We start from the raw sequence: 26,842 nt of genomic DNA, 5'->3' as shown, positions 1-26,842 counted from the left end.
AAATCAAGAAAGAACCTCTTGACGGTTCACAGCTAGGCGCCCATCCCTAGACGGCGGCCGTGCCCTTGCAATCGGAGCACAAGCCGTAGAGCGTCAATTCATGCGCATCCACGCTGAAACCGGCAGGCGCCAGCCGGCCCAGGTCGCCCGGGCAGCCATGCACGTCGAACACCCGCTGGCAGGCCCGGCACTGGAAGTGGTGGTGGTGCGCCAGCCGGGTGGATTCGTAGCGGGGGCTGGCGCCTGGCAGTTCCACCGGCTGCACACTGCCCTCTTCCACCAGCAGCTTGAGGTTGCGGTAGACGGTGGCGATGCCCAGGCCCGCCACCTCGCCGCGAGCGCCGTCCAGCACTTCCTGGGGCGACAGCGGCCGGGTGGCGGCTTCGATCACCGAGCGGATGGCGGAGCGTTGGCGGGTGGAGCGTTCCATGGGCCGGGGATTCTCTCACGCCGATAAAGAGAATTCGTTATCATTAGGCATGCTTTCTGCCGTCGCCACCTCTGCTGCCGCTGCCTGCGCGGCACGTTCTTCCGCACCGTGCGACGCACCCGGACGGGCGGTGACCGAGGCACGGCCGGCCGACACCCGTCGCAACCTGCTCGGTTGGGCGGCATGGCCGCGCCTGGTGGCGGCCGCCGCGGTGCTGGCGCCGATGTGGTGGATGGTGGCCTGGGCCTTGAGCGATGTCGCGCGCTGAACCGACGGCGGGCGCCTCGGACCTTGCCCTGCAGCTGCAAGGCGTGGCGGTGCGCTACGGCGGCCAGGAAGCGGTGGCGCCGGTCAGCGCTGGGTTCGCGCGGGCGGCGCTGCATGCGATCGTCGGCCCCAACGGCGCGGGCAAGAGCAGCCTGATGGCCGCCATGGCCGGGCTGCAGCCGTGCAGCGGCGGCGTGGTGCTGGCGCCGGACCTGCATGGGCAGGTCGGCTACCTGCCACAGCGTTCCCAGGTGGACCGGAGCTTCCCGATCCGCGTGGCTGAATTCGCCGCCATGGGCCTGTGGCCGCGCCTGGGCGCCTGGCGCGGGCTGGACCGCCGGCATGCCGATGCGGTGGAGCAGGCGCTGCAGCGGGTGGGATTGCACGCACTGGGCCGGCGACTGATCGCCGAGCTGTCCACCGGGCAGTTCCAGCGCCTGCTGTTTGCGCGGCTGTGCCTGCAGGAGGCGCGGCTGCTGCTGCTGGACGAGCCCTTTGCCGCGCTGGACGAGGACACCACCTGCGACCTGCTGGCGCTGCTGCGTGAATGGCGCAGCCAGGGCCGCACCGTGATCGCGGTGCTGCATGAGCAGGCGGTGGTGCGCTCGCACTTCGACACCGCCCTGCTGCTGGCGTGCAGCCTGGTACTGCAGGGCAGCCCGGACGATGCCCTGTCCCCGGCAGCCTGGCGGGCCGCAGAGCGGCAGCTGGCCGGCCGCGCCACCGGGTTGCCGCTGGCCGCATGAACACCTTGCTGATCGACCTGCCTGCCCTGCTGTGGCAGCCGTTCGCCGAATTCGGCTTCATGCGGCGTGCGCTGGTGGCCTGCCTGGCGCTGGCGCTCACCTGCGGGCCGCTGGGCACGCTGCTGGTGCTGCGCCGCATGAGCCTGGTGGGCGATGCCATGGCCCATGCGCTGCTGCCCGGTGCGGCGGCCGGCTACCTGCTGGCCGGCCTGTCGCTCGGAGCGATGAGCGTGGGCGCCTTCGCGGCGGCGCTGCTGGTGGCCCTGCTGGCCGGCGCCGTGGCGCGCTACACGCCGCAGCGGGAGGACGCCAGCTTCGCGGCCTTCTACCTGATCGCGCTGGCGGCCGGCGTGCTGATGATCTCCGCCCAGGGCGGCGGCAACGTCGACCTGATGCACGTGCTGTTCGGCAGCGTGCTGGCCGTGGACGATGCCTCGTTGACGCTGGTGGCCGGCGTGGCCAGCGTGTCGGCGCTGCTGCTGGCGCTGCTGTGGCGGCCGATCGTGTTCGATGCCTGCGACGCACTGTTCCTGCGCACCGTCTCGCGCCGCGCGGCCGGCGTTCACTACCTGTTCCTGGCACTGGTGGTCGCCAACCTGGTGGCGGGCTTCCAGGCGCTGGGCACGCTGATGGCGGTGGGCCTGCTGATGCTGCCGGCCACCGCAGCGCGCTTCTGGGTGCGCGGCCTGGGTGCGCTGGCGCTGCTGGCCTCGCTGATCGCGGCCTTCAGCGCATGGGCGGGGCTGCTGGTGTCGTACCACGCCGGGCTGCCTTCCGGGCCGGCCATCGTGCTGGTGGCCGGTGGGTGCTATGCGCTGTCGCTGCTGGCGGGCCGGCACGGCAGCCTGCGCGCCGCCTGGCGCCCGGCCGGCGGGCCGGCGGCGGCCGCCTCCACGCTGGCCGGCGCGGCGGCGCTGTCGCTGGCCGCCCTGCTGGCCGCCGCCCCCACGGACAGCCGCGCCGAAAACCCGCCCCTGCCCCGCGTGGTGGCCAGCTTCTCCATCCTGGCCGACATGGCCCGCGAGGTGGGCGGCGATGCGGTGGAGGTGAGCAGCCTGGTCGGCCCCGGCGGCGACGCCCATGTGTACGAACCCACGCCCGCCGCGGTGCGGCAGCTGGCCGGCGCCCAGCTGGTGGTGGTGAATGGCCTGCGCTTCGAAGGCTGGCTGGACCGGCTGGTGATCGCGTCCGGCTACCGGGGCCCGGTGCTGGTGGCCAGCCAGGGCATCCAGCCGCGGCAGATGTTCGGCTGGCCTGACCCGCATGCCTGGCACGACCCGGCCCACGCGCGGCAGTACATCGAGAACCTGCGCGTGGCGCTGGGCCGGCTGGTGCCGGCGCAGGCCGCCGCCATCGACCGCCGGGCCGCCGCGTACACGTTGCGGCTGCAGGCGCTGGACCAGCGGCTGCGCGCCCGCCTGGCGGAGGTGCCCGCGCCGCAGCGCCGGGCCATCACCTCGCACGACGCCTTCGGCTACCTGGCCGCCGCCTACGGCCTGCGCCTGACGGGCGCCCAGGGCTGGACCACCGCCGCCGAGCCGTCGGCCGCCGACCTGGCCAAGCTGATGCGCCAGATGAAGGCCGAGCAGACGCGCACGCTGTTCCTGGAGAACACTGGCAGCCCGCGCCTGGCGCAGCGCATCGCACAGGACACCGGCGCGGTGCTGGGCGGCACCCTGTACGCCGATGCCCTCTCGCCGCCCGGCGGCCCCGCGGACACCTACCTGCGGCTGCTGGAACACAACCTGTCCACCCTGATCGCCGCCTGGCTGACGCCGCCGGCCCTTCGACCATGACAACTGCCCGTCGCCGTTCCCTGCCCCTGGCCGCGCTGCTGGCCGCCGCCGTGCTGCCCGGCCTCGCGCTGGCCCAGGCGCACCACCATGCCGCCCATGAACACGGCCGCGCCAGCGTGGACATCGCCATCGAGCGCACCCAGCTCACGCTGAGCCTGGACACGCCGCTGGACAACCTGCTGGGCTTCGAGCGCGCGCCGCGCAACGCCACCGAACGCCAGGCTGCCGATGCCGCGGTGGCCCGGCTGCGCGCGGCCGACGGCTGGGTGCGCATCGACCCGAAGGCCGGCTGCACGCTGGCGGAGGTGATGCTGGAATCCGCGGCGCTGGGCCTGGGCGGCGGCACCCACCGGGAAGGCGAACATGCGGAGATGGAAGGCAGCGTCACCTACCGCTGCACCGACGCCACCCAGGCCACCTACATCGAGCTGGGCCTGGCCGACGCCTTCAAGCGCGTGCGCACCGTGGATGTGCAGGTGGCCGGCCCCAACGGCCAGCTCAAGCGCACGCTGGGCGGCAAGACGCGGCGCATCAGCCTGTCGCGATGACCACGGCTGACGCGCTGCTGCAGTGCCGGGGCCTGCGCTTCCGCTGGCCCGGGGCAACGCAGGACACCCTGGCCATCGACGAGTTCCAGCTGCAGGCCGGGCGCACGCTCTTCCTGCACGGCCCCAGCGGCTGCGGCAAGAGCACGCTGCTGTCCATCCTGGCCGGCGTGCTGCAGCCGCAGGCAGGCCAGGTCACGCTGCTGGGCCAGCCGTGGTCGGCGCTGTCGGCCGGTCGGCGGGACCAGCGGCGCGCCGACCACGTGGGCTACGTGTTCCAGCAGTTCAACCTGCTGCCCTACCTGAGCGTGCTGGACAACGTGCTGCTGCCCTGCCGCTTCTCGTCGGCGCGCCGCCGAGCCGCCGGTGATGCACCCGCCGCCGCGCGGGCGCTGCTGCAGCGCATGGCCCTGCCCGAGCCGCTGTGGCATCGCGAGCCCACCGCGCTGTCGGTGGGCCAGCAGCAGCGGGTGGCCGCGGCACGGGCGCTGATCGGCCGGCCGGCGCTGGTGATCGCCGACGAGCCCACCTCCGCGCTGGACGAGGACCTGCGCGAGCGTTTCGTGGACGTGCTGCTGCAGGCCTGCGCCGATGCCGGCAGTGCCATCGTCTTCGTCAGCCACGACCAGCGGCTGGCCGCGCGCTTCGACGAACGCGCCTCGCTGCCCGCGCTCAACCGCGCCGCCCCGCCGATGGAGGCCCGCGCATGAAGCCGCTGCTCACGCTGGCCGCGCGCAGCGCCTGGAACCGCCGCTTCACGCTGATGCTCACCGTGGCCTCCATCGCCCTGGCCACGCTGTTGCTGATGGGCATCGAGCGGCTGCGCACCGACCTGCGCGCCAACTTCACCGCTGCGGTATCGGGCACCGACCTCATCGTGGGTGCGCGCACCGGCTCCACGCAGCTGCTGCTGTATTCGGTGTTCCGCATCGGCGCGGCCACCAACAACATGGGCTGGGCCAGCGTGCAGGCACTGGCCGGGCACCGGGCGGTGGCCTGGGTGGTGCCGCTGTCGCTGGGCGATTCGCACCGCGGCTTTCCGGTGCTGGGCACCAGCGCCGAGTACTTCGAGCGTTTCCGCTACGGCGACCGGCAGGCGCTGCGCCTGGCCGAGGGCCGGGCCTTCGCCGCCGTGTTCGAGGCCGTGCTGGGCGCCGACGTGGCCGAGCAGCTGGGCTACAGCCTGGGCCAGCGCCTCACGCTGGCGCACGGCAGCGGCGACCTGGTGGCCGAGCATGCCGACAAGCCCTTCGTCGTCACCGGCATCCTGGCGCGCACCGGCACCCCGGTGGACCGCACGGTGCACATCAGCCTGCAATCGATGGAGGCGCTGCACATCGACTGGATGGGCGGCATGCAGATCCCCGGGCTGGGCATGACGCCCGAACGACTGCGCACGATGGAGCTGCAGCCCAAGGCGGTGACCGCCGCGCTGGTGGGCCTGAAGAGCCGCGCCGCGGTGTTCTCGGTGCAGCGCTGGGTGGCCGACCAGCGCAGCGAGCCGCTGATGGCCATCCTGCCCGGCGTGGCGCTGGACGAGCTGTGGGAGGTGGTGGGCGTCGGCGAGAAGGCCTTGCTCGCCATGTCGGTGATGGTCGGCATCGTCAGCCTGGGCGGGCTGGTGTCGGTGGTGCTGGCCGGCCTGAACGAGCGCCGGCGCGAGCTGGCGGTGCTGCGTGCAGTGGGCGCCGGCCCCCGCCAGGTGATGGCGCTGCTGGCGCTGGAAGGCGCGATGGTCACGCTGGCCGGCGCGCTGCTCGGCCTGCTGCTGGCGCTGGGCCTCACCGCCGCGCTGGGGCCCTGGCTGCAGGCCCGTCATGGGCTGGTGATAGGCTGGGGCTTGCCGTCTGCCGAACAATGGGCGCTGTTCGGCGCCGTGGTGGCCACCGGCTGGCTGGCCAGCCTGCTGCCCGCGCTGCGTGCCTACCGGTTGTCGCTGGCCGATGGCCTGTCACCAAGGATCTGAGATGCTGACCCGCCGTACCCTGCTGTCCGCCGCCGCCCTGCTCGGCGCCACCGTCGTCCAAGCCGCGCCGCCGGCTGCCGGCGGCTACAAGACCATCACCTGGGACGCGCTGGTGCCCAAGGACTGGAACCCGAACGACCTGTTCAAGGACGCACCGCCGGCCAGCCTGCAGGACGACGATCCCCGCGCCAAGGACATGCTGGCCAAGCTGCGCGAGGCCTGGGACAACGCACCCGCCAACGCCAGCATGGACAACACCCAGGTGCGCCTGCCCGGCTACCTGGTGCCGCTGGAAGAAGCCAACGGCCAGGTGAGCGAGTTCCTGCTGGTGCCGTACTTCGGCGCCTGCATCCACACGCCGCCGCCGCCGGCCAACCAGATCGTGCATGTGCTGCCGCGCACCCCGGCCGGCAAGTTCAAGGCGATGGACACGGTGTGGGTGCGCGGCACCCTGCGCGTGACGCGCAATGCCTCGGCCATGGGCACCAGCGGCTACCGCATCGACGCGGTGGCGGTGGACAAGTACATGCCGTCGGACGCCGACAAGGCACGCTGAGCCCGCGGCCCTGCATCGCACCGCATCAGTGGATGCAGGTGCGGTTCTTTCCCTGGTGCTTGGCCTCGTACAGCGCCTCGTCGGCCCGCTCCAGCGCGGCTTCCAGGCGCTCGCCCGGCCGGTAGCCGGTGACGCCGGCGGAGAAGGTGACGAACACGTCCTGACCGTCGTGCATGAACAGGCTGGCCGTGAGCTGGCGCTGCAGCCGCGTGAGCACCTGCTGCGCCTCGGCCACCGGGGTGTCGGGTAGCAGCACCACGAATTCCTCGCCGCCGAAGCGGGCCAGGTGGTCCACCGGCCGCAGCGCCTCCTGCACCCGGCGCGCCAGTGATTTCAGCGCTTCGTCGCCGGCCGCATGGCCCAGGCTGTCGTTGAGCTTCTTGAAGTTGTCGATGTCGATCAGGCCCACCGCCAGCGGCCGGCCGTCGCGCTCCAGCCGGGCGCGCTCGCTGTCGAACGCCTGCATCAGGCCGCGGCGGTTGGCCACCTGCGTCAGCGCGTCGGTGGCCACCTCGTCGGACAGGCGGCGCAGCTCGCCTTCCAGGTCGCGCACGCGGCTTTCCAGCTCGCTGGCGCGCGCATGTTCCTCGCCCAGCGAACGCTGCGCCTGGCCCACGCGCTGCTGCACCGCGCGGCTTTCCTTGACCATCGCATCCACCACGCCGGCGAGGTCGTCCAGCGAGCTGGCCTCGGTGATGCTCTCGGCATAGCGGCCCAGGTTGTCGCTGAAGCGGCCGGTCTCGTCGCCCAGCTCGCCCACCTGCTGCAGCAGGCTCTGGATCAGCGACTTCAGCGCCAGCCGGGCGCGGTCGCGTTCCGACCGCAGCGCATGCTGCTGCTGCCGGGTGCGGGCCAGCAGCTCGCCAGCGGCCCGCACGCCACGCACGCTGAAGGCCGCGCCCTCGGCCGCATGGTCGCCGCCGGCCTCGGCATCGTCGGCCTGCAGCCGCGCCCGCAGGGCCTCCGCCTGGCCCTGCGCCCAGCTGCCTTCCTCGGCCAGCTCGGTGAGGCCGGCGGTCAGCTCCAGGCACAGCGCGCCCAGCTGCTCCAGCAGGTAGTGGCGATGGGCGAAGAGGCGGCGCGCGCGGTCGCACACCTGGTGCACCGACTGCGCCAGCGCCGGCGTGGCGCCCTCGGCCGCGATGCGGTCGGCCAGCCGGCCCAGTTCGCCCGCCAGCTCGGCGGCGCTGGGCGTGCTGGTGGGCAGTGCAGCCACCACGGTGTCCTGCAGGCAGGTGGTGATCTCGGGCCAGGTCGCGGGCGTGGCCGGTTGAGGCAGGTCGGCCGGGGCTTCGGCTGCCTGCGCGGGCGCGGCAGGATCCGCGGCATCGGCGGGCTGGGACGGATCGGCGCGCTCGGCAGGCTCGGCAGGCTCGGAACGTTCGGCTGCGGCGTCCACGGCCCCGTCGGGCAGGCCTTCCGCGCCCGCCGGCGGCATCGTGCCGTCGGGTGCCAGCGCCTCGGGTGTCGCAGCGCCTTCCACCTCCTCCACCGGCGCATCGCTGTCCCAGCCGGTGACCAGCTGCCGCAGCCGCTGCTGCAGTCGCGGCAGGTCGCTGCGGCTGCCGTCCAGCACCCGCTTCAGGCTGTCCTTCTTGCGCGCGGCGGTCCAGTGGCGGCCGCTGCGCTCCAGCCCGCGCACGATGCGTTCGATCAGCCCCGCCCAGGCCTGCGCCGACGAGCCGCCCAGCGCGGCGCTGCGGTCCAGCGCACGGGCCAGGTCGTCCCACTGGCCCGCCATCAGGCTGCGCACCAGCTCGGTCCGGTTGTCGGCATCGTCGCTGGCGCGGGCGGCCAGCTTGTCCAGCAGCGGCCGCGCGCGCTCGGGCAGCGCGGCGGCCGGCTGGCCCAGCTCCTCGGCCCAGGCGCGGGCGTAGTTCTCGGGGGTGGGTTCCTGCTGCGTCAGCGCCAGGCGCCGCAGCGCGCCCTTGGCAATCTGCGCCGGCGTGAGGGCGGCGGTCATCGTGTGGAAAGGATCGGAGGCAGGAGGCGTGGGGTCAGAGTCGGCTGCCGCCGATCACGCGGGGCAGGTCGCCGGCTTCATGGCTGGCCGGGGCGATCCACGGCGCCTTGCGCGGCAGCACCGTCTGCTGCAGCCACTTCTCGATGCTGTCGGGCTCGATGGGCTTGCTGAACAGGAAGCCCTGCATCACGCCGCAGCCCAGCCGGTGCAGCACTTCCATCTGGCGCAGGTTCTCCACGCCCTCGGCGATCACCCGCAGGCCCAGCGAGCGCGCCAGCGCGATGATGGCCGTGACCACCGCCGAGCTCTGCGGCGTGATGCCCAGGTCGCGCACGAAGCTGCGGTCGATCTTCAGCTCGGAGATCGGCAGCGTGGTCAGGTAGGCCAGCGACGAATAGCCGGTGCCGAAGTCGTCGATGGAGATCTCGACGCCGATCTCGTTGAGCCGGTGCAGCGACGGGATGACGTTCTGCAGGTCCTTCATCAGGCTGTTTTCGGTGATCTCCAGCTGGATGGCCCGGTGCGGCACGCCATAGGTGCCGACCGACTGGTGGATGTGCTCCACCAGGTCGGAACGCTCGAACAGCCGGCTGGGCAGGTTCACCGCGATGGAATCGGCGAAGCCGAAGCTCACGGACCAGGCCTTGGCCTGGCGCGCCGCCTCGCGGATGGCCCATTCGGACAAGGGCACGATGAGCCCGCTTTCCTCGGCCAGCGGAATGAACTCGATCGGCGGCACCAGCGTGTTGCCGCGGCGCCAGCGCATCAGCGCCTCGGCACCTACCATGCGCGCGGCACGCACGTCCACCTTGGGCTGGTAGTGCAGCACCAGCTCGTCGCGCTCGATGGCCTTGTGCAATGCGCTTTCCAGCTCCAGCTTCTCGCGGCCGCGGCCGGCCAGCTGCGGGCTGTACACGGAAGCCGCATTGCGGCCCTGGTTCTTGACCGCATACATGGCCACGTCGGAATTGCGCAGCAGGTCGGCCACCGCCGCGCCGTCGCGCGGAAACAGCGCAATGCCCACCGACGCGGTGACGAAGCATTCCTGCCCGGCCACGAAGATCGGCTCGCGCATGGCTTCCAGCACGCGGCCGGCCACGCGCTCGGCATCCCGCTCGTCGGCCACCTCGGGCAGCAGGGCGACGAATTCGTCGCCACCGAGCCGGCCCACCGCTTCCAGCGTGCGGTGCGAGCGCGAGCCCACGGCTTCCAGCGCGCCTTCCATCACCTGGTCGGAGTGGCGCACGCAGGCCCGAAGCCGGCGCGCCACTTCCATCAGCAGCTCGTCGCCGGCCGCATGGCCCAGGGTGTCGTTGATGATCTTGAAGCGGTCGAGGTCGATCAGCAGCAGCGCGGCCTGGTGGTTCAGCCGGCGTGCATGTTCCAGCGCGCGCTCGGTTCGCCAGATCAGCTGGCGGCGGTTGGGCAGGCCGGTCAGCGCATCGAAGTTGGCCAGGTGGCGGATCTTGTCCTCGGCGATGCGCCGGTCGGTCACGTCCTGCACGATGCCGGTGTAGCCCGCGCTCTGGCCGTGCTCGTTGAACTCGGGCTCCGCCTCCACGTGGATGATGCGTTGGCGCCCGTCCAGCAGGTTGACCGGCACGTCGGTGGCCAGCACCGAGCTGTGCGCCAGCACCTCGTGCAGCATGCGCAGCAGGCCGCGGCGCTCGGCCGCCGGCACCATGCGCAGCAGCGGCCGCAGGCCCAGCCGCTCGCTCGGGCTGCGGCCGAACACGCGCAGGCCCTCGGGCGAGATCACCAGCCCGCCGTTGGCCGCGGTGTGGGCGCGGCGCCAGTCGAAGCTGCCCATGCGGGCCAGGTCCTGGGCGCGGGCCAGGCGGGTCTTGCTGCGTTCCAGCTCCACCCGGGTGCGCGAGGCACGCAGCAGGTAGAACAGCCGGCCGGCCAGCAGGCTCCACTGCGTGCTCTTGACGAAGAAGTCGGTGGCGCCGGCCTGGTAGGCGCGGGTGATGGAGGCGTCGTCGTCCAGGCCGGTCAGCATCAGCACCGGCATGTTCTCGAAGCCGGGCAGCGTGCGCAGCTCGGTGCAGGTGCGGAAGCCGTCCATGCCCGGCATCAGCGCATCCAGCACGATGATGTCCGGCACCCAGTGGGACAGCATGCCCAGCGCCTGCTCGCCGCTGCCGGCCTCGGTGATGGCGAAGCCGCGCTCGCGCAGCGCCACCGCCGTGAGCATCAGGTTGACCTCGTCATCGTCGACCAGCAGCACCTTGGGCTCGGTGCCGCCGGGCTGGTCGGCAAAGGCATGCAAGGGATTCATGTCACGCATCGCCCAGCAAGCTTCGTCGCCCGGGGCATGGTGATCCGACGACGAGGAAAGGGAGGCGCAGTGTCATCTAGGCGCTGGCAATCAACTTCAAACCGGTGCGCAACCGCTTGCATTCTGCAACCATAGCATCGAGGCGGGCCGGCAGGCCGGTGGTGTCCGACTCGCGTACCCGCCGCTCGATATCGGCACAGGTGGCCGACAACTGAAGCGCCCCCACGCTGGCGGCCGACGACTTCAGCGTGTGGGCCACATGGCGCACCACCTGCAGGTCGGCGGCGCCCTGGGCCTCGTCCAGCTGCGCCAGCAGCTTGGCCATGGAGCTGTCGAAGGTGCGCAGCACCCGCGGCACCAGGCCCATGCGGCCGCCGGGATCCAGCTCGCGCAGCCGGTCCAGCGAAGCGGCGTCCAGCATGGCCAGCAATTCGGCGGGCAGGTCCGCAGGTGGCGTACCGCCTGCGCCGGTGCCGCCAATGTCGGCGGCTGGAGCCAGGGCAACCCGTTTGAACAGAGACATGGGCACGATGCTTCATTCGACCGTTGCAGGCCGGTTCCTGGAAGGTACGCAACAGGCCGGGTGCCACCTCATGGTGTGTTTCCCTGCCGGCTGCGTCAAGCACAACCGCGCTTGTCCGGGGCGGAATCTTGCCACGGTGCGGTGCATACAATCCCTCACATGGTTGGTGGCACTCCTCACGGCGCCGTAACGTCTGCAGCGCCACATGGGCGCGGAGGCCTGCCGCCCGCGCCCCGCGCGATGGCCCTGGCCGCCACCACGCTGTGCCCCGGCTGGGCTGCCGCCCAGGCCGCCGAAGCCGCCCAGGCCGCCGCGCCGCTGTGGCTGCTGTGGGCCGCCAGCCCGGTGGGCCTGGCCGCCGCCGCGGCAGCCGGCTGGCTGCTGGCCCGCCGCCAGGGCGAGCGCGCGCTGCGCGACGCCCGCACCGAGCTCCAGCTGATGCGCCAGACGCTGGACGTGTGGCAATGGGAGACCGACACCGAGCACCGCCTGGTGCAATGGCGGCCGCCCTGCGACGCGCCTGCCGCCGACTGGCAGCCGCCCGCCGCCGAATGCCTGTGGCAGCGCTTCGACAGCCCGCAGCAGCCCGGCCTGGTGCAGGCCAAGCTGGCGCAGCACGGCCCGCTGGACGATGCGGTGGCACGGCCCGACGGCAGCCGCTGGTGGTTGCGCGGCCAGCCGCGCTTCGGCACCGACGGACTCTTCGCCGGCCACACCGGCACCGCGCGCCTGCTGGACGACATGCTGGCCACGCAGGAGGACCAGGCCGCGCTGCAGGCGCTGCTGCCGGCGCTGCCCGGCCCGGTATGGATCTGCCGGCCGGCGGCCGACGGCCTGCAGGTGCAGCGCTGCAACGAGGCGGCGCTGCGCTTCGGCGGCCCGCCCGGCAGCACCTGGGAGGGCCTGCTGGCCGCCCTGCCGCGCGACCTGGCCACCACGGTGCAGGCGCTGCAGCCGGGCCAGGCCGCGGTGCACGAGGACTGGCAGGTGCAGCTGCTGCCCGCGGGCCCGCAGGACGAAGGCCGGCTGCTGATGCTGCTGCCGCTGGGCCTGGGCGCCAGCGAGCCGGCGGACACCGACCCCGCGGCCTTCAGCTACACCGTCTCGCACGACCTGCGGGCGCCGGTGCGGGTGGTGGAAGGCTTCACCCGCATCGTCAAGGAGGACTACGGCCGGCTGCTGGACCGCGTGGGCAACGACCACCTGGACCGCGTGCTGGGCGCGGCCGCCCGCATGAACGCGATGATCGACGCGCTGCTGGGCCTGGCCCAGCTGAGCAGCCAGCCGCTGGCGCGCCAGCCGGTGAACCTCACCCAGCTGGCCACCTACGTGGTGGACGACCTGCGCCGCCAGCAGCCGCAGCGCCGGGCCGAGGTGCGCATCCAGCCCGGCCTGCAGGCACATGGCGACCCCACGCTGCTGCGCCTGGTGCTGGAGAACCTGCTGGGCAATGCCTGGAAGTACAGCGGCCAGCGGGAGCACACCGTCATCGAGTTCGCCACCGACGTGCAGAGCGGCCGCGAGGCCTTCGTCGTGCGCGACAACGGCGCCGGCTTCGACATGCGCTTCGCCGACCGGCTGTTCAGCGTGTTCCAGCGCCTGCACAGCGCCAACGACTTCCCGGGCACCGGCGTGGGCCTGGCCTCGGTGCGCCGCATCGTGCGCCGCCATGGCGGCGACGTGTGGGCCGAGTCCGAACCCGGCCAGGGCGCCTGCTTCTACTTCACGCTGGCCGGCTGAGCGCCGGCGGCTTCACAACCCGCTGCCGGCGCCCGCCAGCAGCTCCACCGCTTCCACCAGCCGCTCGGCATGTGCCTGCGGCGAGCGGCGCTCGGCCTGGGCCTGGCGCTGCAGCCGCTCCAGCGCCTGCACGCGGGTGAGCGAATAGCGGTGCATCAGCACGCCGGTGGCCAGGGCCACCACGTCGGCACCGGCTTCAGCCGGGCGCACCGCACCGGCCGCCATCGTGGGCAGCGGCAGGCCGGCGGCGCCGCGCAGGCGGGCGAAGGCGGTGTCCACCGTGGGCAGGATCTGCCCGATGTCCAGCGGCTTGACCAGGTAGGCCACCGCGCCCAGCTCGGCCACCTGGTGCGCTGTCTGCTCGTCGGAGAAGGCGGACAGGAACATGAACGGCACCTGGCAGTAGTCGCGCAGGTAGGCGGCCACGTCGAAGCCGCTCTTGCCTTCCATGCGGATGTCCAGCAGCGCCAGGTCGGGCCGGTGCTCGCGCGCCAGCAGGATGGCGTCGTCGCCGTTGTCGGCGTCGATGACCTCGTACCCGGCCTGGGACAGGCCATGCGACACGGTGGCCAGCACCAGCCGGTCGTCATCGACCACCAGGATCTTGCCTTTGGACATGTCAGTACTCGCCCCGGGTGCCATCGCGGTTCATTGTCACCCAAGCCACTGCACGCCCGGCGGCACCAGCACCACCGTGGCCACCACCGTCAGGCCGTCGGCATCCGCGCCGGGCTGCAGCCGCAGCGTGGCATGGCGGCGCGGCAGCAGCGCACGCACCAGGCCCAGGCCCGACACGCCACCGGGCACCCGCGACAGCTCGAAGCCCGCCGGCAGCCGGCCACGGTTGACCACCTCGATGCACACCTGCCCCGGCCCGGCCACCAGCGTGCAGCGCACCTCGCCCTGCGCGCCATGTTTGACGGCATTGGTCAGCAGCTCGTTGACGGTGAGCGCCAGCGGAATGCTCTCGGCTTCCGGCAGCGCCCAGGCCTCGGGCGCGCTGCCCTGGGTGCCGAAGACGATGGACCGGCCGAACATGCGCTGCACCGAGCCGGTGATGGACTCCAGCACGCTCCTGACCCGCAGCGGCCCGCCGGCGCCCACCTGCAGGCCGTACACATGGGCGATGGCCTGCACCTGGCCGATGGCCTCGGAGATCACCGGCGCCACCTCGGGCCGGCGCAGCGCGGCCTGCTGCATCAGTCCCGCCACGCCCTGCAGGTTGTTCTTGATGCGGTGGTGCACTTCCTTGACCAGCATGTCGCGCTGGGCGATGGCGGCTTCCAGCCGGGCCTCCTCGGCCGCGCGCTGCTCGGTCACGTCGGAAGCCACCAGCAGCAGCTGCTCGGGCTCGGCATCGGGCGTGGCGGCGATGGTCACGTAGCGGGCGTCCCAGATGCGCATGGCGCCGTCGGTGCCGCTGCGCAGCCGGTATTCGCGCCGCGTCACCTCATTGCGCAGCAGCGCCTCGGCCATGTCGGCGCGCACCTGGCTGGCGGTGTCGGGCGTGAACAGCGCGTCGATCGGCTCGCCCACCGCGGCGTCCAGCGGCCGGCCGATGAAGCTGGCCGCCATCTGGTTGAGCTGCAGCACCCGCAGCGTGCCGGCATCGTGCAGCGCGATGGCCAGCGGCGCCGTCTCGATGATGCGCTGCAGCCGCGCCTGGGTGCGGGCGATGCGCTGCTCGGCCTCGCGCCGGCGCTCGATGTCCAGCAGCGCGAAGGTGAGCTGCCGCCCGCCGGCGCCATCCGCCCCGGTGGCCACCACGTTGCCCACCACCAGGAATTCGCGGCCGTCACGTGCGCACAGCAGGCATTCGAAGCTCTCGGCCTGGCCGTCCTGCAGCGCATGCAGGTAGTGGGTGCGGCGGAAGGGATGGGCCTCGTCCTCGGTGGCCACCACGGCGATGGGCTGGCCCTGGAAATCCGCCAGCTCGCCGCCGAACATGCGGCGGGCCGACCGGTTCATCCATTCGATGCCCGACGCCCCCACGGTGACGATGCCCACCAGCACCGAATCCAGGATGGCGCGGGTGCGGTCGGCCTGCCGCACCAGCAGCTTGCGCACGCGGTGTCGTTCATCCACGTTGACGAAGCTGCACACCAGGCCGGCCGCAGGATCGAGCGCATCCACCTGCCGCAGGCTGGCCTGCACCCACAGCAGCGTGCCGTCCTTGCGGCGCAGCCGGCGCTCCAGCACATGGCGGCCCTGGGCCTGCAGCAGCGGCTCGTCCTGCAGGCGGTACTGCTGCCAGGCGCTCAGGTCCTCGAACAGTGCGGCATGCTCGAGCGCGGCCAGCTCGTGCGGGGCGTAGCCGCTGAGCATGGAGAAGGCCTCGTTGGCGCGCTCGATGCGGTCGCCGCGCAGCCAGATGATGCCCACCTCGGACAGGCTGAACATCAGCTCGCGCTCGTTGAGCAGCGTCTGCAGTTCGGCCTGCTGCTGCTTCAGGCGCGAGACGTCGTTGAGCACCGCCACCAGCTCGCCGGGATCGGCGGCATCGGCCTCGGCGCCGCGCGCTGCGTCGGCGCGCCGCACCGACAGGGCATACCAGGTGGGCACGCGGCTGAGCGGGTGCAGCAGCTGCATCTCGGTCTCGAAGGCCTGGCCTTCGGCCAAGGCCTCCTCCAGCCCCTGCAGCAGCGGCGGCTGCCGCTCCGGCCCGCCGAACAGCTCGGCCAGCGTGAGGCCCGCGGCCCGGCCGCCGGCCAGGCCCAGCATGCGCTCGAAGCGCTGGTTGCAGCGCACCAGCACGCGCCCGCGCAGGTAGGCGATGCCGGCGCTGGTGCCGTCGAGGATGGTGGTCAGCTCGCGCAGCAGCTGCTCGTTGCGGCGCTGGGCCTGTTCCTGCTCGGTCACGTCCAGCGTCACCACCGAGGTGGTGGTGCGGCCGGAGCCCAGCTGGCCGGGCTGCACCCGCGTGAGCAGCCAGCGCAGGCCCAGCTCAGGATGGCGCACCGCATAACGCACCTCGGCCGACTCGCCGCGCTTCAGGGCATGCTGCAGGCGTTCGTAGTCGGGCAGCGAGGCCGGCTCCACCAGCTCGCGCGAGATGCCCTGCAGCGCCGCCTGGCCGCGTGCGCGGCTGGCCTCGGCCCCGGCCTGCACCGGTCGGCCGCGCGCGCTGCCGCGGGCGGCGGCGCTGGGCAGCCAGCCGCGCGAAGGCTCGAAGGTGGCCACGCCGACGCCGGCGGTGTTCATCAGCGCGCCGATCTCGAGCTGCGCCAGGTCGCGCTCGTCTTCCGCGCTGCGGTCCTCGATCACCGCCAGGTAGCGCCGGTGGCCGGGCGAAGGTTCGATGGCCCGCACCCGGGAGCGCAACTGCCGGCGCCGCCCCTGGCCGTCCACCAGGCTGGCCCAGCGCTCGATGGCGCTGGCCTGCGGCTGCAACGCGGCATCGGGCCGGCCGTCCACCCAGCCGAGCAGGGCGCACAGTGCCGCATCGGCATCGGGCAGCGCCACCGGCACCCGGCCCACCAGGGCCTCGAAGGCCGGATTGCTGCGCACCAGGAGGCCATGGCCATCGAACATGAGCATGCCCACCGGGCTGAGCGCGAACCACTGCTCCAGCTCGCGCAGCGAGCGGTCCACCTGCTCCCGCGCATGGTGCTCGGCGGTGGCGTCCTGCAGCACGCTGAGGTGCAGCTTGCGGCCCTGCGCATCGGCCACGGTGCTGTCGGCGGCGCGGTACCAGCGCTCATGGCCGGCGCCATCGACGATGCGCCGCTCCGCCAGGTGGGGCAGGCGGTCCTCGGGTGGCATCAGTTCCGCCGGGTCGCGGCCGATCAGCTCGGCGCGGGCGCGGCCGGCGAAGGCCACGTAGGCATCGTTGACGGCCACCAGGCGGCCATCCACATCCTGCAGCGTGACGGGGAACGGGGAGTGCCAGAGGCTGCCCAGCAGCGGGCCGCTCGGGCCCTGGGCCAGGCTGTCCGGCAGCCCGCCCTCCGCGGGGCGCTGGCCGGCGTGGTCGGGCACTGCGGAGGCCATGCGGCGCGCCGGCTGTCGGCGGGCGTCAGTCCAGCTGCTGGGCGGCGGCCAGCGCCACCAGCGTGGCGCGGTTGGCCACCTCCACGCTGACCATCAGCCGCTCGGCCGCATCGCGCAGGTCGAACAGCGATTCCTGCTCCACCGCCAGCGCCACTTCCAGGTAGGGCTGGTAGGGGCCGGTGCCGTGGGCCAGGGCCTGCGACACGCCCTCCGGCACGGGGATGGTGCGCATCAGCGCATCGAAGGGCTGCTTCATCATGCGGTCGAGCAGCGAGAACACGCCGCAGATGAAGATCTCGCTGCGCATCTCGTCGTCGCCCTGGCGGCGGGCCAGCTCTTCCATCAGCAGGCCGCGGCGCACGGCGGCGAACATCACCGGCCGCATGTCGTGGTCCTTGCTGGCCGACACCAGCAGCAGCGCCAGCCAACGCTTGAGCCGCTGGTAGCCCAGCATCATGATGGCGTGGCGGAAGGAGCCGATCTCCACCCGCAGGCCGAAGGCCGGCGAGTTGATGTAGCGCATCAGCTTGAAGGCCAGCGCCGGGTCGAGCTTGAGCGAGGCCTCCAGCCGCTCCACCGGTTCCTGCTGGTCCACGCGGCGGATCAGCTCCACGATGGTGGCCAGGTCGGGCTGGGTGCCGGCCTTGGCATCGGCGGTCTCGGGCGCATCGTCGAACGGCCAGCCCAGCGTGCCGGCGGCGCCGGCCTTCAGCGCCGCGTTGACCATGGCCTGGGTGCGCACGCCAGCCACCAGCGGCCGCTGCGCCATGCGCAGGCCGGGCTCATGCTGTTCCTCGCCTTCCACGATGGCCTGCTGGAAGCAGGCCAGCACCGCCGGTGCCAGCTCGCGCACCGGCCGGCCCTTGATGAGCATGGCGGTGCCGGCGCGCTGCGCGGCCTGCAGCAGCTCCGCATGGGCATCGTCGGCGGCCATGAAGGCGGGCACTTCCACCACCACGTTGGCGGCCGGGCGGGCGGCCAGCACGGCGGCCAGCAGCGGTTCGCTGGCGATGTTGAGCAGCACGCGACCGCCGCCGGCCGGCCAGACCTCAGCCACGGCCTGCAGCAGGTCGGCGGCGTCCACCCGCGCATCGGGGCGCTGCGGAAACACGGTCAGGCGCGTGGCGGCCACGGCGCGTTGCGCGTCGATCAGTGGCGAGTAACCCAGGGCCACCTGGCCCAGGACAGCGTGGTCCATCATCTGCTTGGCGCGACTTGGTTAGGAGATGTACTGGAACAGCGACAGCCGCTGCACCGACGAGTACGTCTGGAGCGAGGCACTGTAGCCGGTCTCCTTGTTCTTGAAGTCCGAGATCGCCTGCGCCAGGTCGAGGTCTTCCGCATTGGAGCGTGCGGTCTCGCCATACAGCCGCAGCGCGCTCACCCGGCCTTCCACCGCATCGGCGCGGTTCAGCGATTCACCCACCGCGGCGCGCAGGTCCTGCAGCGCGCCGCCCACGGCGTCCAGGTCGCGCAGCGCGGTCTGCGCGCTCTGCGTGATCTGCGCGCCGGTGCGGTGCGGCGTGGTGAGCTCGGCGATGGTGCGGTCAAGCACGCCGAACACGTCCTGCGTGCGGGTGGAGGGCACGATGTCGAATCGGTCGCCCACCGCAGGCGCGCCGCCGATGTTGAAGGACATGCCTTCCACCTCGATGGCCTTGCCCTCCTTGTACGGCGCGCTGGCCAGCAGCGTGCCGCCGGCGTTGCGCACCTCGTAGCTGGTGACGCCGCCGGCCTGTGTGAACTGCACGTTGTAGCTGCCGCCGGTGAGCTGCGAGGGATCGCTGACGCGGCCGGCATCGATCCAGGCGGTGGTGCTGCTGGTGGCGCGGGTCTCGAACACGCCGTTGCCGGTGGGCGCATGCAGCCAGGCGTCGGCGCCGTCGATGGTCAGCGGCAGGGCCTCGTCGCTGGCCACGTCCACCTGGCCGGCCGCGCCGCGGAACTGCACGCCGGTGGCCGTGTCGACGAACGGCGGCTGGCTGGCGCCCTGCCCCGAGAACAGGAAGCCGCCCGCGCCGTCGCTGCGGTTGGCCACGGTGAACAGCTGCTGCCGCAGCTCGGTGAGCTTCTTGGCCTGGGCGGCGCGCTCGGCATCGCTGTAGCTGCCGTTGCCGGCGGCCACCATGGCCTCGCGGGCCTGCTGCAGCAGCTCGGTGGCATCGCCCAGCGCGTTTTCGGTGAGCGTCATCGCATTGCGGCTGGCCTCCAGCGCACGCTGGTTGGCATCGGAGCGGGCCACCACGGCCAGCGCACGTTCGGCGCGCGCGGCATTGGTGGGATCGTCGCTGGCCTTCTCCACGCGTTTGCCCGAGGTCATGCGGCCGTTGGCCTCGTTCAGCTCGGTCTGGCGCTTCTGCAGGTTGGCCATGCTGGCCGAATACGAATAGGCGGTGGTGACTCTCATGGGCTATCTCCTTCAGGCACCCGCAGCACGCAGCAGCGTGTCGAACACCTGTTGCGCCACCTGCAGCACCTTGGCGGCGGCCTGGTAGCTTTGCTGGAACTGCATCAGCTGGGCGGCTTCCTCGTCGAGGTTGACGCCGGTCTTCGACGCCAGCTGCTGGGCCATGGTGTCGGCCACGCCGGCCGAGATCTGCGCGGCCGACTTGGCGCCCTGCACTGCCACGCCCACGCCCGACATCACGCCGGCATAGGCATCGGTGGCGGTGACGCCGCCACCCACGTTGCCATAGGCATCGGTACGCCGGCCCACCATCTTCTCGTCGCGCAGCGCGGCCAGGGCCAGCGCATTGCCGTTGTTGGTGGCCGGGAACTCGGTGGGCGCCACCACGATGCTGTCGCCGCTGGCCGGCACGCCCTTGAGCTGCAGCTCGAAGCCGTTGAGCGCGATGGGCTGGCCGGCCTGCCAGGTGCCGGTGCCGGTGGTGGTGGTGTTGGTGGCGGGATCGAACAACGACCACGAGTAGTCGCGCCCGCTGCCGTTGGCCGCGCCGAAGGTGAAGGTGGCGGTGCGCGCGGGGTCGATGCCGGCGCTGACCACCGTCAGCGAGTCCACCTTGGCGGTGCCGGTGTTGTTGACGTTGGCCGTGGCGGCCACCGGCGAGGCGGCGGCCAGGCCCTTGGGGTCGCTCAGCACCGTCTTCATGCCGTTGACGGTGCGGGTGACCGGCTGCAGCAGGAAGCGGTCGTTGCCGCCCGGCGTGCCGGTGACGTTGACGGTCATGCCGTCCACCGTGGCGCCGTTGGCGATGCTGCGCACCAGGCCGTCGGAGCGGCGGGTGAGCAGGTATTGCCCGGCATTGGCGGGGTCGGCGGCCAGGTCGTATTCGCTGGCCTCCAGCTGCGTGGCATCGGCCACGGTGAGCGACACGCCGGCCAGGAAGTTGCCGGAAGCATCCTTCGCATTGGTGCTGGCATTGCCCGCGGTGGGCGGGCCCACCGAGAACAGCGGTGCGCCGCTGCCCGGCGGATTGCGCAGGTCCAGGCCCAGGCTCTGCTGCTGGTTCACCCGCGCCGAGATGGCCGCGGCCATCTGGCCCAGGCCGGTGCGTGCGTCCACCAGGTCCTGGTTCTGGAACTTGAGCAGGCCGGCGATCTCGCCACCGGTGAACGTGTCCTGCGACAGCAGCCGCAGGCCGCCGCCGGCTTCCATGATGCCCACCGCCGAGCGCGACGAATCCATCGGATCGGGCGCCACCGCCAGCGGCGTGGCCTGGTTGCCCAGCACCAGGCGCTGGCCGCCGGCCATGAACACGCCGAGCGTGCCGTCCTCTGCCGGCAGCGTGGTCACCTGCACGAACTGGCTGAGCTGCGAGATGAGCTGGTCGCGCTGGTCCAGCAGGTCGTTGGCCGAATGGCCCACGCCGTTGACCTTGGCGATCTCCTGGTTGATGCCGGCGATGTTGGCCGCGATCTGGTTGACCGAGTCAACCGAGGTCTTCAGGTCGGCATTGACACCGGCCTGCAGCGTGTCCAGCTGCACGCCGGCATTGGCGAAGCGCGCCGCCAGCTCGCTGGCACGCGACAGCACCACCTGCCGGGCCGACAGGTCCTGCGGATTGCTGGCCATGTCCACCATGCCGTTGAGGAACTGGCTGGCCGCATAGCCCACGCCGTCCTCCCCGGTGGGGAACACGTTCTCCAGCGCCTGCAGCGCGCCAAGGCGCGCGGCATCCATCGAGGCGGTGGCCTTGGTGGTGGCGGATTCGGCCGTCAGGAACTTGTCGGCCGAGCGCGTGACCGTCACCACGTTCACGCCCTTGCCGAAGAAACCGGCGCCGCTGAACTGGCCCTTGCTCGTCTCCAGCAGCACGTCCTGCCGGGAATAACCGGCGACGTTGGCGTTGGAGATGTTGTTGCTGATGGTTTGAAGCTTGGCGTAATTCGCGGTCATCGCCCGCGTGCCGATCGACATCAGCGCACTGCCCATGGCGCGGCCTCCTTCAGGTGTTCACCCGCTGCAGGCGCAGCGTGGTGTTGATCACCCGGCCGAGCTTCTCGGCGTACTGCGGGTCGGTGGCGTAGCCGGCCTTCTGCAGGCCGTTGGCGAAGCCGTGTGCCGAGCTGCCGGCGGCCACCACGTTCTGGTAGCGCGGGCTGTCCTTCATCAGGCGGGCATAGTCGTTGAAGGCTTCCTCATAGCTGGAATAGGCACGGAAGCTGGCCTTCACCTTGGTCATCTTGCCGTTGATGAACTCGGTGGTGGTGATCTCGGTGGTGGGGCCCTTCCAGCTGCCGCCGGCCTTGATGCCGAACAGGTTGAAGGAGTTGGAGCCGTCGGCCATCTTGATCTCCTTCTTGCCCCAGCCGGTTTCCAGCGCGGCCTGCGAGATCATGAAGGCCGAGGGGATGCCGGTGGTGGCCTCGGCCTTCCTGGCATCGGCGCTCACGCGGTCGACGAATTCCTGCGCGCTGGCCGGCGGGCGCAGCGGTGTGCGCTGCACCGTGGGCGACCCGGCGGCCACCACCGGCGCGGTGCCATAGGCGGCCACGGCCGCGGCCCGCGTGGGGCCCAGGCCGGCGTTGACGGTGCTGTCGCTGGACTGCACGCCCATCTGGCGCTCGATCTGCCGCGCGATCACGTCGGCCAGGCCGCCCTTCAGGCCGCTGAGCTGCTTGGCGTACTGCGAGTCGAGCATCTCGGTGCCCATCTGCGTGCCGCTGTTGTCCAGCATGCCGGTGGCCATGGTGGAGCTGCGCATGTTCTTCAGCAGCTCCTGCATGAACAGCGACTCGAACTGCTTGGCCACCTCGCGCGTGGCCGCCTTGGGGTCGCTGGCGGCCTGGCTGCGCAGCGTGGCCAGCGATGCAGGATCGGTGCTGAGACCGGAGGTGGTCGGGATCATCGGGCGCGGCTTTCGTCAGATCACTTCGAGTTCGGCATTCAGCGCGCCGGCCGACTTCATCGCCTGCAGGATGGCCAGCAGGTCTTGCGGCGTGGCGCCCAGCGCATTCAGCGCCTTCACCACGTCGGCCAGCTTGGTGCCGGCGGGCATCTGCACCAGCGCGCCGCCCTGCTGGGTGATGGCGATGTCGCTCTTCTGCGCGGCCACGGTCTCGCCGCCGGCAAAGGCATTGGGCTGGCTCACCACCGGGGTGGTGTTGATCGTGACCGAGAGGCTGCCGTGCGCCACCGCGCAGGCCGACAGCGTCACCGCCTCGTTCATCACGATGGAGCCGGTGCGGGCATTGAGCACCACCTTGGCGGCCGGCTTGGCCAGGTCGAGCGAGAGGTTCTCGATGTCGGCCAGGAAGCCCACGCGGGCATTGGCGTCCTGCGGCGTGCGCACGCGCACCACGCGGCCGTCGAGTGCCTGGGCGATGCCCTCGCCCTTGGCCTTGTTGATGGCCTTGGCCACCTCGCGCGCGGTGGCGAAGTCGGCGCTGTTGAGGTCGAGCTGGATGAAGTCGCCGGTCTGCGACAGCGGCGTGGCCACGGCACGTTCCACCGTCGCGCCTTCGGGCACGCGGCCGGCCGACAGGTGGTTGATCTGCACCTTGGAGCCGCCGGCCGAGGCACCGGCGCCACCCACGATCAGGTTGCCCTGCGCCAGCGCGTAGATCTGGCCGTCCGCACCCTTGAGCGGCGTGGCGATCAGCGTGCCGCCGCGCAGGCTCTTGGCATTGCCCATCGACGACACGTTGACGTCGATGGCCTGGCCCGGCTGCGCGAACGGCGGCAGGCTGGCCGTGACCATCACCGCGGCCACGTTCTTCAGCTGCATGGCGGTGCCGGGCGGCACCGTCACGCCCATCTGCTGCAGCATGGCGTTCAGGCTTTGCGTGGTGAAGGGCGTCTGAGTTGTCTGGTCGCCGGTGCCGTCCAGGCCCACCACCAGGCCGTAGCCCACCAGCTGGTTGGCCCGCACGCCCTGCACCGCGGCCACTTCCTTGATGCGCGCGGCATGGGCCGAGGCTGGCCACCACAGCGCGGCGCTGGCGGCCACCACGGCCACGGCGATGATCACTCGTACTGCACGGTGGTTGGGGTCCATCGGGCGGCTCCGGTGGCTGCGGGGGAAGCTCAGGTTCATGGCAGGCATCAGATGGGCAGCACGCTGAGGAAGACACGGCCCAGCCAGCCCATCACCTGGGCATCGGCCTGCTGGCCCTTGCCACGGTGCTCCACGCGCACGTTGGCGATCTGGGTGCTCTGCACGGTGTTGCCCGCGCGGATGGCGCGCGGGTCCACCTGGCCCGAGAAGCGCAGCACGTCCACGTTGGCATTGACGCCGATCTGCTTCTCGCCGGTGATCAGCAGGTGGCCGTTGGGCAGCACGCCGCTGACGATGGCGGTGATGGTGCCGGAGAAGTCGTTGCTGGCGTCGGTGGAGCCCTTGCCGGCGAAGGTGTTGGAGCCGCTGCCCGCCGCGCTGGCACGCGCCAGCGCCTTGTTCGACAGCAGCGGAATGGCGGTGACGCCGGCTTCCACCGAGCCGCTCTTGTCCAGGCTGCTGTTGGAGCTCTGGCTGGCGCTCACCTTCTCCACGATCTGCACCGTGAGCACGTCGCCGGCCAGGCGGGCGCGGTGGTCCTCGAACAGCGGCCGGTAACCGGCCTGCTGGAAGATCGCGCCGTTGGTGGCCATGGGCTGCGGCGGCGATGCGGGCAGCACCGGCGGCGGCGCGTTGATGTCCACGGGCGGCACGCGGTAGTCGTTGATCGCGGCGCAGCCGGTGAACAGCACGGCCGCGGCCGGCAGCAGCAGCAGGCGCAGGGCGAGGGCGCGAAGGCGGTTCGACATCACAGCTGCCCCAACTTGGCCAGCATCTGATCGGAGGTGCTGATGGCCTTGGAATTGAGCTCGTAGGCGCGCTGGGTGGCGATCATGGCCACCAGCTCTTCCACCACGTTCACGTTGCTGGTCTCCACGAAGCCCTGCTGCACCGTGCCCAGGCCATCGGTGCCCGGCGCGCCGGCATTGGGCGCACCCGACGCGGCGGTCTCGGCATAGAGGTTGCCGCCCAGCGGCTCCAGCCCCGGCGGGTTGATGAAGTTTGCCAGCTGCAGCTGGCCCAGGTTCTGCGGCGCCACCTGGCCCGGCACGGTGGCACTGACGGTGCCGTCCTGCGAGATGGTGAGCGCGGTGGCGTTGGCCGGCACGGTGATGCCGGGCTGCAGCACGAAGCCGTTGTTGGTGACCACGGTGCCGTTGGCGTCGACCTTGAAGGCGCCGTCGCGGGTGTAGCCGGTGGTGCCGTCGGGCAGCTGGATCTGGAAGAAGCCGTTGCCCTTGACCGCCAGGTCGAGGTTGTTCTGCGTCTGCTGCAGGTTGCCCTGGCCGAAGTTGCGCGAGGTGGCCACGGTGCGCACCCCCAGGCCCACCTGCAGGCCGGTGGGCAGCTGGGCCCCTTCCCCATTGGCCGCGCCCACCTGGCGCAGGTTCTGGTACATCAGGTCCTCGAACACGGCGTGCTGGCGCTTGTAGCCGTTGGTCGAGGCGTTGGCCAGGTTGTGCGACACGTTGTCCAGCTGCATCTGCTGGGCTTCCATGCCGGTCTTGGCGATCCAGAGGGATCGAATCATGCAGGGCTCCCGGGAGTCTCGGTGGCCATCTTCCGCCGGACTTGAGGGCGGCGGCGGCGGGAAAAGAGGGGGAGAAGGGGGTTGTTTCGGGCGGGTGTGGCCCCGGCCACCCCGCGCCGCGCCGCGGTTCAGTCCGCGGTGTGCTGCATGGCCTGTGTGGCCCGCGCCTCGTCCTCGATCCAGCCAGCGACCTTCCGCACGTCCGCACGGGGCCGGTCGTCGACCCGTATCAGCCAGTAGCCATGCGCCGCGTCGCCTCCCGCCTCCGCAGGCGCCAACGCCTCAAGCAGGCCGTCGTCCAGCAAGCCCTGCATCAACTCCAGCCGCCCCAGCGCAACGCCCTGCCCGTCGAGCGCAGCTTGCACGACCTGGTCGTACTGGTTGAACGATTGGGTGCTCCGCCGGAGCACCCGCTCGCCGCCATGAGTGGAGAGCCAATGCGACCATCGCAGCCAGGGATAGGTGGCATCGTCGAAGTCCAGCAGCGTGCAGCGCGCCATCCATTCCGCCGGCGGCAGCCGACCCAAGCCAAGCGACGGAGACGCCACGGGCGCGATGCGGTGGCCGAACAGGCGGGTGCTGCCTGGCACCGCCGCCGCCGGGGCGCTGTAGCGAATGGCCAGGTCGATGCCCTGGTGGCGCAGATCAAGCACCCGGTTGTCCGCAGAGATGCGCAGATCCACACCGGGATGCCGCTGCTGGAAGGCCTTGAGCCGCGGCAGCAACCACAGGCCGGTCACCCCCACGCTGGCCGTCACGCGGACCGGACGGTGCGCCTGCCCAGGCTGCAGGTCGCCCACCACGTCCTGCAACTGCTGCAAGGCTGCGTCGGCCTCACGAAACAACTGCTCGCCGGCCGGCGTCAGGCCGATCGACCGATAGCCGCGGATCAGCAACGGCACGCCCAGCCGTTCTTCCAGTGCAATGACCTGCCGACTGACGGCAGACTGCGTCAAGTGCAGATCCTGCGCTGCCGCCGTGATGCTCATGCGGCGGCCGACTGCCACGAAGCCGCGAAGAAGGTCGAGGTACGACAGCTGGGCCAGCGGGATCGACATGCCGGGGTGGCGGATCAACGGGCACTTCTTGTAGCACAGCGGACCATTCCTGGTGCCGGGCGCTGCCGTTCCACACGCAGCACACAGCCCGGCATGCCGTTGATGAAAAGGCGTGCACGGTGCGCTGCCAGATGCCGGTCACCTTGCGCGAGAACGACGTCGCGTGTGTCACGCGCCGTGGTGATCCAGGCGATGCCGGCGACGCACGTGACGGTGACGTCGGCCGGGCACACCAGCCGCACCGGCCTACCCGGCTCGACAACCACAAGCGATGAAGGCATTGCCGGGTGAGACCACCTGGCAGAGCCGAAGGCCCAGCGCCCCAAGGTGGCGAAGCATGCGCGAAGCGGAACATGGAGCTGCAACATGCAAGCCATTCCACGCGACCCTTGAGGTGCGATCAAGCAACGATTGGGAATGCGGGCATGCGTGCGGGGAATGCGAGCACCGCACTGGCCGGACGGCATTGGCGGGGCCAGGGATACGGTCTGCGGTGCACGGACCCTGAGCGCAGATGTCGGTCGGCTGACACAAGCATGCGGCAAGCCGTCGACCATAGCCGCCGCGTGTGGACCGCCTACAGGCGCGCTCGACCGCGATACGCGGTGACCTGTCTAGACAACCCGCCGCCACCCGAGCAACATCGCCCCTGCCCCCACCGCCGGACCCGCCCCATGCCCATCGAGCTGAACAAGGAAGCGCGCCAGCAAGCCATCGCTTCCATCGAGCGCTACTTCCGCGAGAACATGGACGAGCCCATCGGCAACATCGCCGCCGGCGGGCTGCTGGGCTACTTCCTGGAGGAGATCGGCCCCGCGATCTACAACCAGGCAGTGGCCGACGTGCAGGAGCGCATGCAGCTGCGCGTGGCCGAGCTGGACATCGAGGTGCACGAGCAGGCGTTCGGGTACTGGCGGAAGTACGACCAGGCGGCGCGCAAGCGGCGGTGAGCGCAGGCGCGCACGATGCGTACCATCTCTACCCTCCCACCC

General features: G+C 71.6%; 24 protein-coding genes and 1 pseudogene. 10 read left to right on the top strand and 15 right to left on the bottom strand.

The genetic code is table 11. The features are described 5' to 3' along the window. Positions 1 to 46: 46 nt before the first annotated feature. On the bottom strand, positions 47 to 430 hold the full coding sequence (locus tag VO99_RS25730) for a Fur family transcriptional regulator (protein WP_046115812.1): 384 nt from the start codon (positions 428 to 430) through the stop codon (positions 47 to 49). A 130-nt stretch (positions 431 to 560) separates the two neighbouring features. Here VO99_RS25730 and VO99_RS31030 point away from each other — a divergent pair, with 130 nt between their 5' ends. The 8 genes and pseudogenes from VO99_RS31030 to VO99_RS25700 all read left to right on the top strand — a co-directional run bounded on the left by VO99_RS31030 (position 561) and on the right by VO99_RS25700 (position 6,306). Continuing rightward, on the top strand, positions 561 to 698 hold the full coding sequence (locus tag VO99_RS31030; RefSeq protein WP_198157071.1) for a hypothetical protein: 138 nt from the start codon (positions 561 to 563) through the stop codon (positions 696 to 698). Then, positions 685 to 1,443: a metal ABC transporter ATP-binding protein gene (locus tag VO99_RS25725; RefSeq protein WP_046115811.1), complete on the top strand. Its 759-nt coding sequence runs from the start codon at positions 685 to 687 to the stop codon at positions 1,441 to 1,443. Before VO99_RS31030 ends, VO99_RS25725 begins: the two co-directional genes overlap by 14 nt. An 11-nt stretch (positions 1,444 to 1,454) precedes the next feature. Further along, positions 1,455 to 2,312: pseudogene (locus VO99_RS32040) on the top strand (metal ABC transporter permease); the annotation flags it as partial. 114 nt (positions 2,313 to 2,426) lie between these two features. Next, entirely contained in the window at positions 2,427 to 3,239 is an 813-nt protein-coding gene (locus VO99_RS32035; protein ID WP_441294008.1) for a metal ABC transporter solute-binding protein, Zn/Mn family, read from the top strand. Then, a complete protein-coding gene (locus VO99_RS25715) occupies positions 3,236 to 3,787 on the top strand; it encodes a ZrgA family zinc uptake protein (protein WP_046115810.1) in 552 nt (183 codons plus the stop codon). The genes VO99_RS32035 and VO99_RS25715 overlap by 4 nt, the downstream gene beginning before the upstream one ends. Beyond that, positions 3,784 to 4,494, top strand: a complete 711-nt coding sequence (locus VO99_RS25710) for an ABC transporter ATP-binding protein (protein WP_046115809.1) — start codon at positions 3,784 to 3,786, stop codon at positions 4,492 to 4,494. The genes VO99_RS25715 and VO99_RS25710 overlap by 4 nt, the downstream gene beginning before the upstream one ends. Next, a complete protein-coding gene (locus VO99_RS25705) occupies positions 4,491 to 5,750 on the top strand; it encodes an ABC transporter permease (protein ID WP_046115808.1) in 1,260 nt (419 codons plus the stop codon). The genes VO99_RS25710 and VO99_RS25705 overlap by 4 nt, the downstream gene beginning before the upstream one ends. Before the next feature lies 1 nt (position 5,751). Further along, a complete protein-coding gene (locus tag VO99_RS25700) occupies positions 5,752 to 6,306 on the top strand; it encodes a DUF3299 domain-containing protein (RefSeq protein WP_046115807.1) in 555 nt (184 codons plus the stop codon). Between the two features lie 25 nt (positions 6,307 to 6,331). Here VO99_RS25700 and VO99_RS25695 read toward each other — a convergent pair whose 3' ends face one another. The 3 genes from VO99_RS25695 to VO99_RS25685 form a co-directional block, all read right to left on the bottom strand. Further along, positions 6,332 to 8,269, bottom strand: a complete 1,938-nt coding sequence (locus VO99_RS25695; RefSeq protein ID WP_046115806.1) for a GGDEF domain-containing protein — start codon at positions 8,267 to 8,269, stop codon at positions 6,332 to 6,334. 34 nt (positions 8,270 to 8,303) lie between these two features. After that, positions 8,304 to 10,550, bottom strand: a complete 2,247-nt coding sequence (locus VO99_RS25690; protein WP_046115823.1) for a putative bifunctional diguanylate cyclase/phosphodiesterase — start codon at positions 10,548 to 10,550, stop codon at positions 8,304 to 8,306. A gap of 76 nt (positions 10,551 to 10,626) precedes the next feature. After that, positions 10,627 to 11,073, bottom strand: a complete 447-nt coding sequence (locus VO99_RS25685; RefSeq protein WP_232315551.1) for an Hpt domain-containing protein — start codon at positions 11,071 to 11,073, stop codon at positions 10,627 to 10,629. A gap of 240 nt (positions 11,074 to 11,313) precedes the next feature. On the opposite strand from VO99_RS25685, the gene VO99_RS29220 reads away from it, so the two are divergent. Continuing rightward, positions 11,314 to 12,813, top strand: a complete 1,500-nt coding sequence (locus VO99_RS29220; protein ID WP_052736628.1) for a sensor histidine kinase — start codon at positions 11,314 to 11,316, stop codon at positions 12,811 to 12,813. Positions 12,814 to 12,825: 12 nt separating this feature from the next. Here VO99_RS29220 and VO99_RS25675 read toward each other — a convergent pair whose 3' ends face one another. The 11 genes from VO99_RS25675 to VO99_RS32030 form a co-directional block, all read right to left on the bottom strand. Next, positions 12,826 to 13,431, bottom strand: coding sequence for an ANTAR domain-containing response regulator (locus tag VO99_RS25675; RefSeq protein ID WP_157039786.1), 606 nt, complete (start codon positions 13,429 to 13,431; stop codon positions 12,826 to 12,828). Positions 13,432 to 13,467: 36 nt separating this feature from the next. Beyond that, entirely contained in the window at positions 13,468 to 16,803 is a 3,336-nt protein-coding gene (locus tag VO99_RS25670; RefSeq protein WP_046115804.1) for a PAS domain-containing sensor histidine kinase, read from the bottom strand. 25 nt (positions 16,804 to 16,828) lie between these two features. Then, entirely contained in the window at positions 16,829 to 18,001 is a 1,173-nt protein-coding gene (locus tag VO99_RS25665; protein ID WP_046115820.1) for an EAL and HDOD domain-containing protein, read from the bottom strand. A 21-nt stretch (positions 18,002 to 18,022) separates the two neighbouring features. Then, positions 18,023 to 19,210, bottom strand: a complete 1,188-nt coding sequence (gene flgL, locus VO99_RS25660; protein WP_046115803.1) for a flagellar hook-associated protein FlgL — start codon at positions 19,208 to 19,210, stop codon at positions 18,023 to 18,025. A 12-nt stretch (positions 19,211 to 19,222) separates the two neighbouring features. Next, positions 19,223 to 21,196 carry a flagellar hook-associated protein FlgK gene (gene flgK, locus VO99_RS25655; protein ID WP_232315550.1) on the bottom strand — a complete coding sequence of 658 codons (1,974 nt, stop codon included), beginning with the start codon at positions 21,194 to 21,196 and terminating at the stop codon, positions 19,223 to 19,225. 13 nt (positions 21,197 to 21,209) lie between these two features. Next, positions 21,210 to 22,112, bottom strand: a complete 903-nt coding sequence (gene flgJ / locus VO99_RS25650) for a flagellar assembly peptidoglycan hydrolase FlgJ (RefSeq protein WP_046115802.1) — start codon at positions 22,110 to 22,112, stop codon at positions 21,210 to 21,212. A gap of 15 nt (positions 22,113 to 22,127) precedes the next feature. Continuing rightward, positions 22,128 to 23,261, bottom strand: a complete 1,134-nt coding sequence (locus VO99_RS25645; RefSeq protein WP_046115801.1) for a flagellar basal body P-ring protein FlgI — start codon at positions 23,259 to 23,261, stop codon at positions 22,128 to 22,130. A 47-nt stretch (positions 23,262 to 23,308) separates the two neighbouring features. Next, positions 23,309 to 24,010 (bottom strand): flagellar basal body L-ring protein FlgH, encoded by a 702-nt coding sequence (locus VO99_RS25640; RefSeq protein WP_046115800.1) that lies wholly within the window; start codon positions 24,008 to 24,010, stop codon positions 23,309 to 23,311. Next, on the bottom strand, positions 24,010 to 24,792 hold the full coding sequence (flgG, locus tag VO99_RS25635) for a flagellar basal-body rod protein FlgG (RefSeq protein WP_046115799.1): 783 nt from the start codon (positions 24,790 to 24,792) through the stop codon (positions 24,010 to 24,012). The genes VO99_RS25640 and flgG overlap by 1 nt, the downstream gene beginning before the upstream one ends. A 128-nt stretch (positions 24,793 to 24,920) precedes the next feature. Then, positions 24,921 to 25,850, bottom strand: coding sequence for a LysR substrate-binding domain-containing protein (locus VO99_RS25630; RefSeq protein ID WP_046115818.1), 930 nt, complete (start codon positions 25,848 to 25,850; stop codon positions 24,921 to 24,923). 14 nt (positions 25,851 to 25,864) lie between these two features. After that, the gene (locus VO99_RS32030) at positions 25,865 to 26,131 is read right to left on the bottom strand and encodes a DUF2917 domain-containing protein (protein WP_375136420.1); all 267 of its coding nucleotides are present in this window, start codon (positions 26,129 to 26,131) and stop codon (positions 25,865 to 25,867) included. A 393-nt stretch (positions 26,132 to 26,524) separates the two neighbouring features. Here VO99_RS32030 and VO99_RS25625 point away from each other — a divergent pair, with 393 nt between their 5' ends. Then, positions 26,525 to 26,800, top strand: a complete 276-nt coding sequence (locus tag VO99_RS25625; RefSeq protein WP_046115798.1) for a DUF2164 domain-containing protein — start codon at positions 26,525 to 26,527, stop codon at positions 26,798 to 26,800. Positions 26,801 to 26,842 lie beyond the last annotated feature (42 nt).

The sequence above is a fragment of the Aquincola tertiaricarbonis genome (assembly GCF_000969605.1).
In the GTDB taxonomy this organism is placed as follows: domain Bacteria; phylum Pseudomonadota; class Gammaproteobacteria; order Burkholderiales; family Burkholderiaceae_C; genus Aquincola; species Aquincola tertiaricarbonis.
Note: the sequence above shows the minus strand (reverse complement) of the source record. Positions and strands in the feature narration are given on the sequence as shown.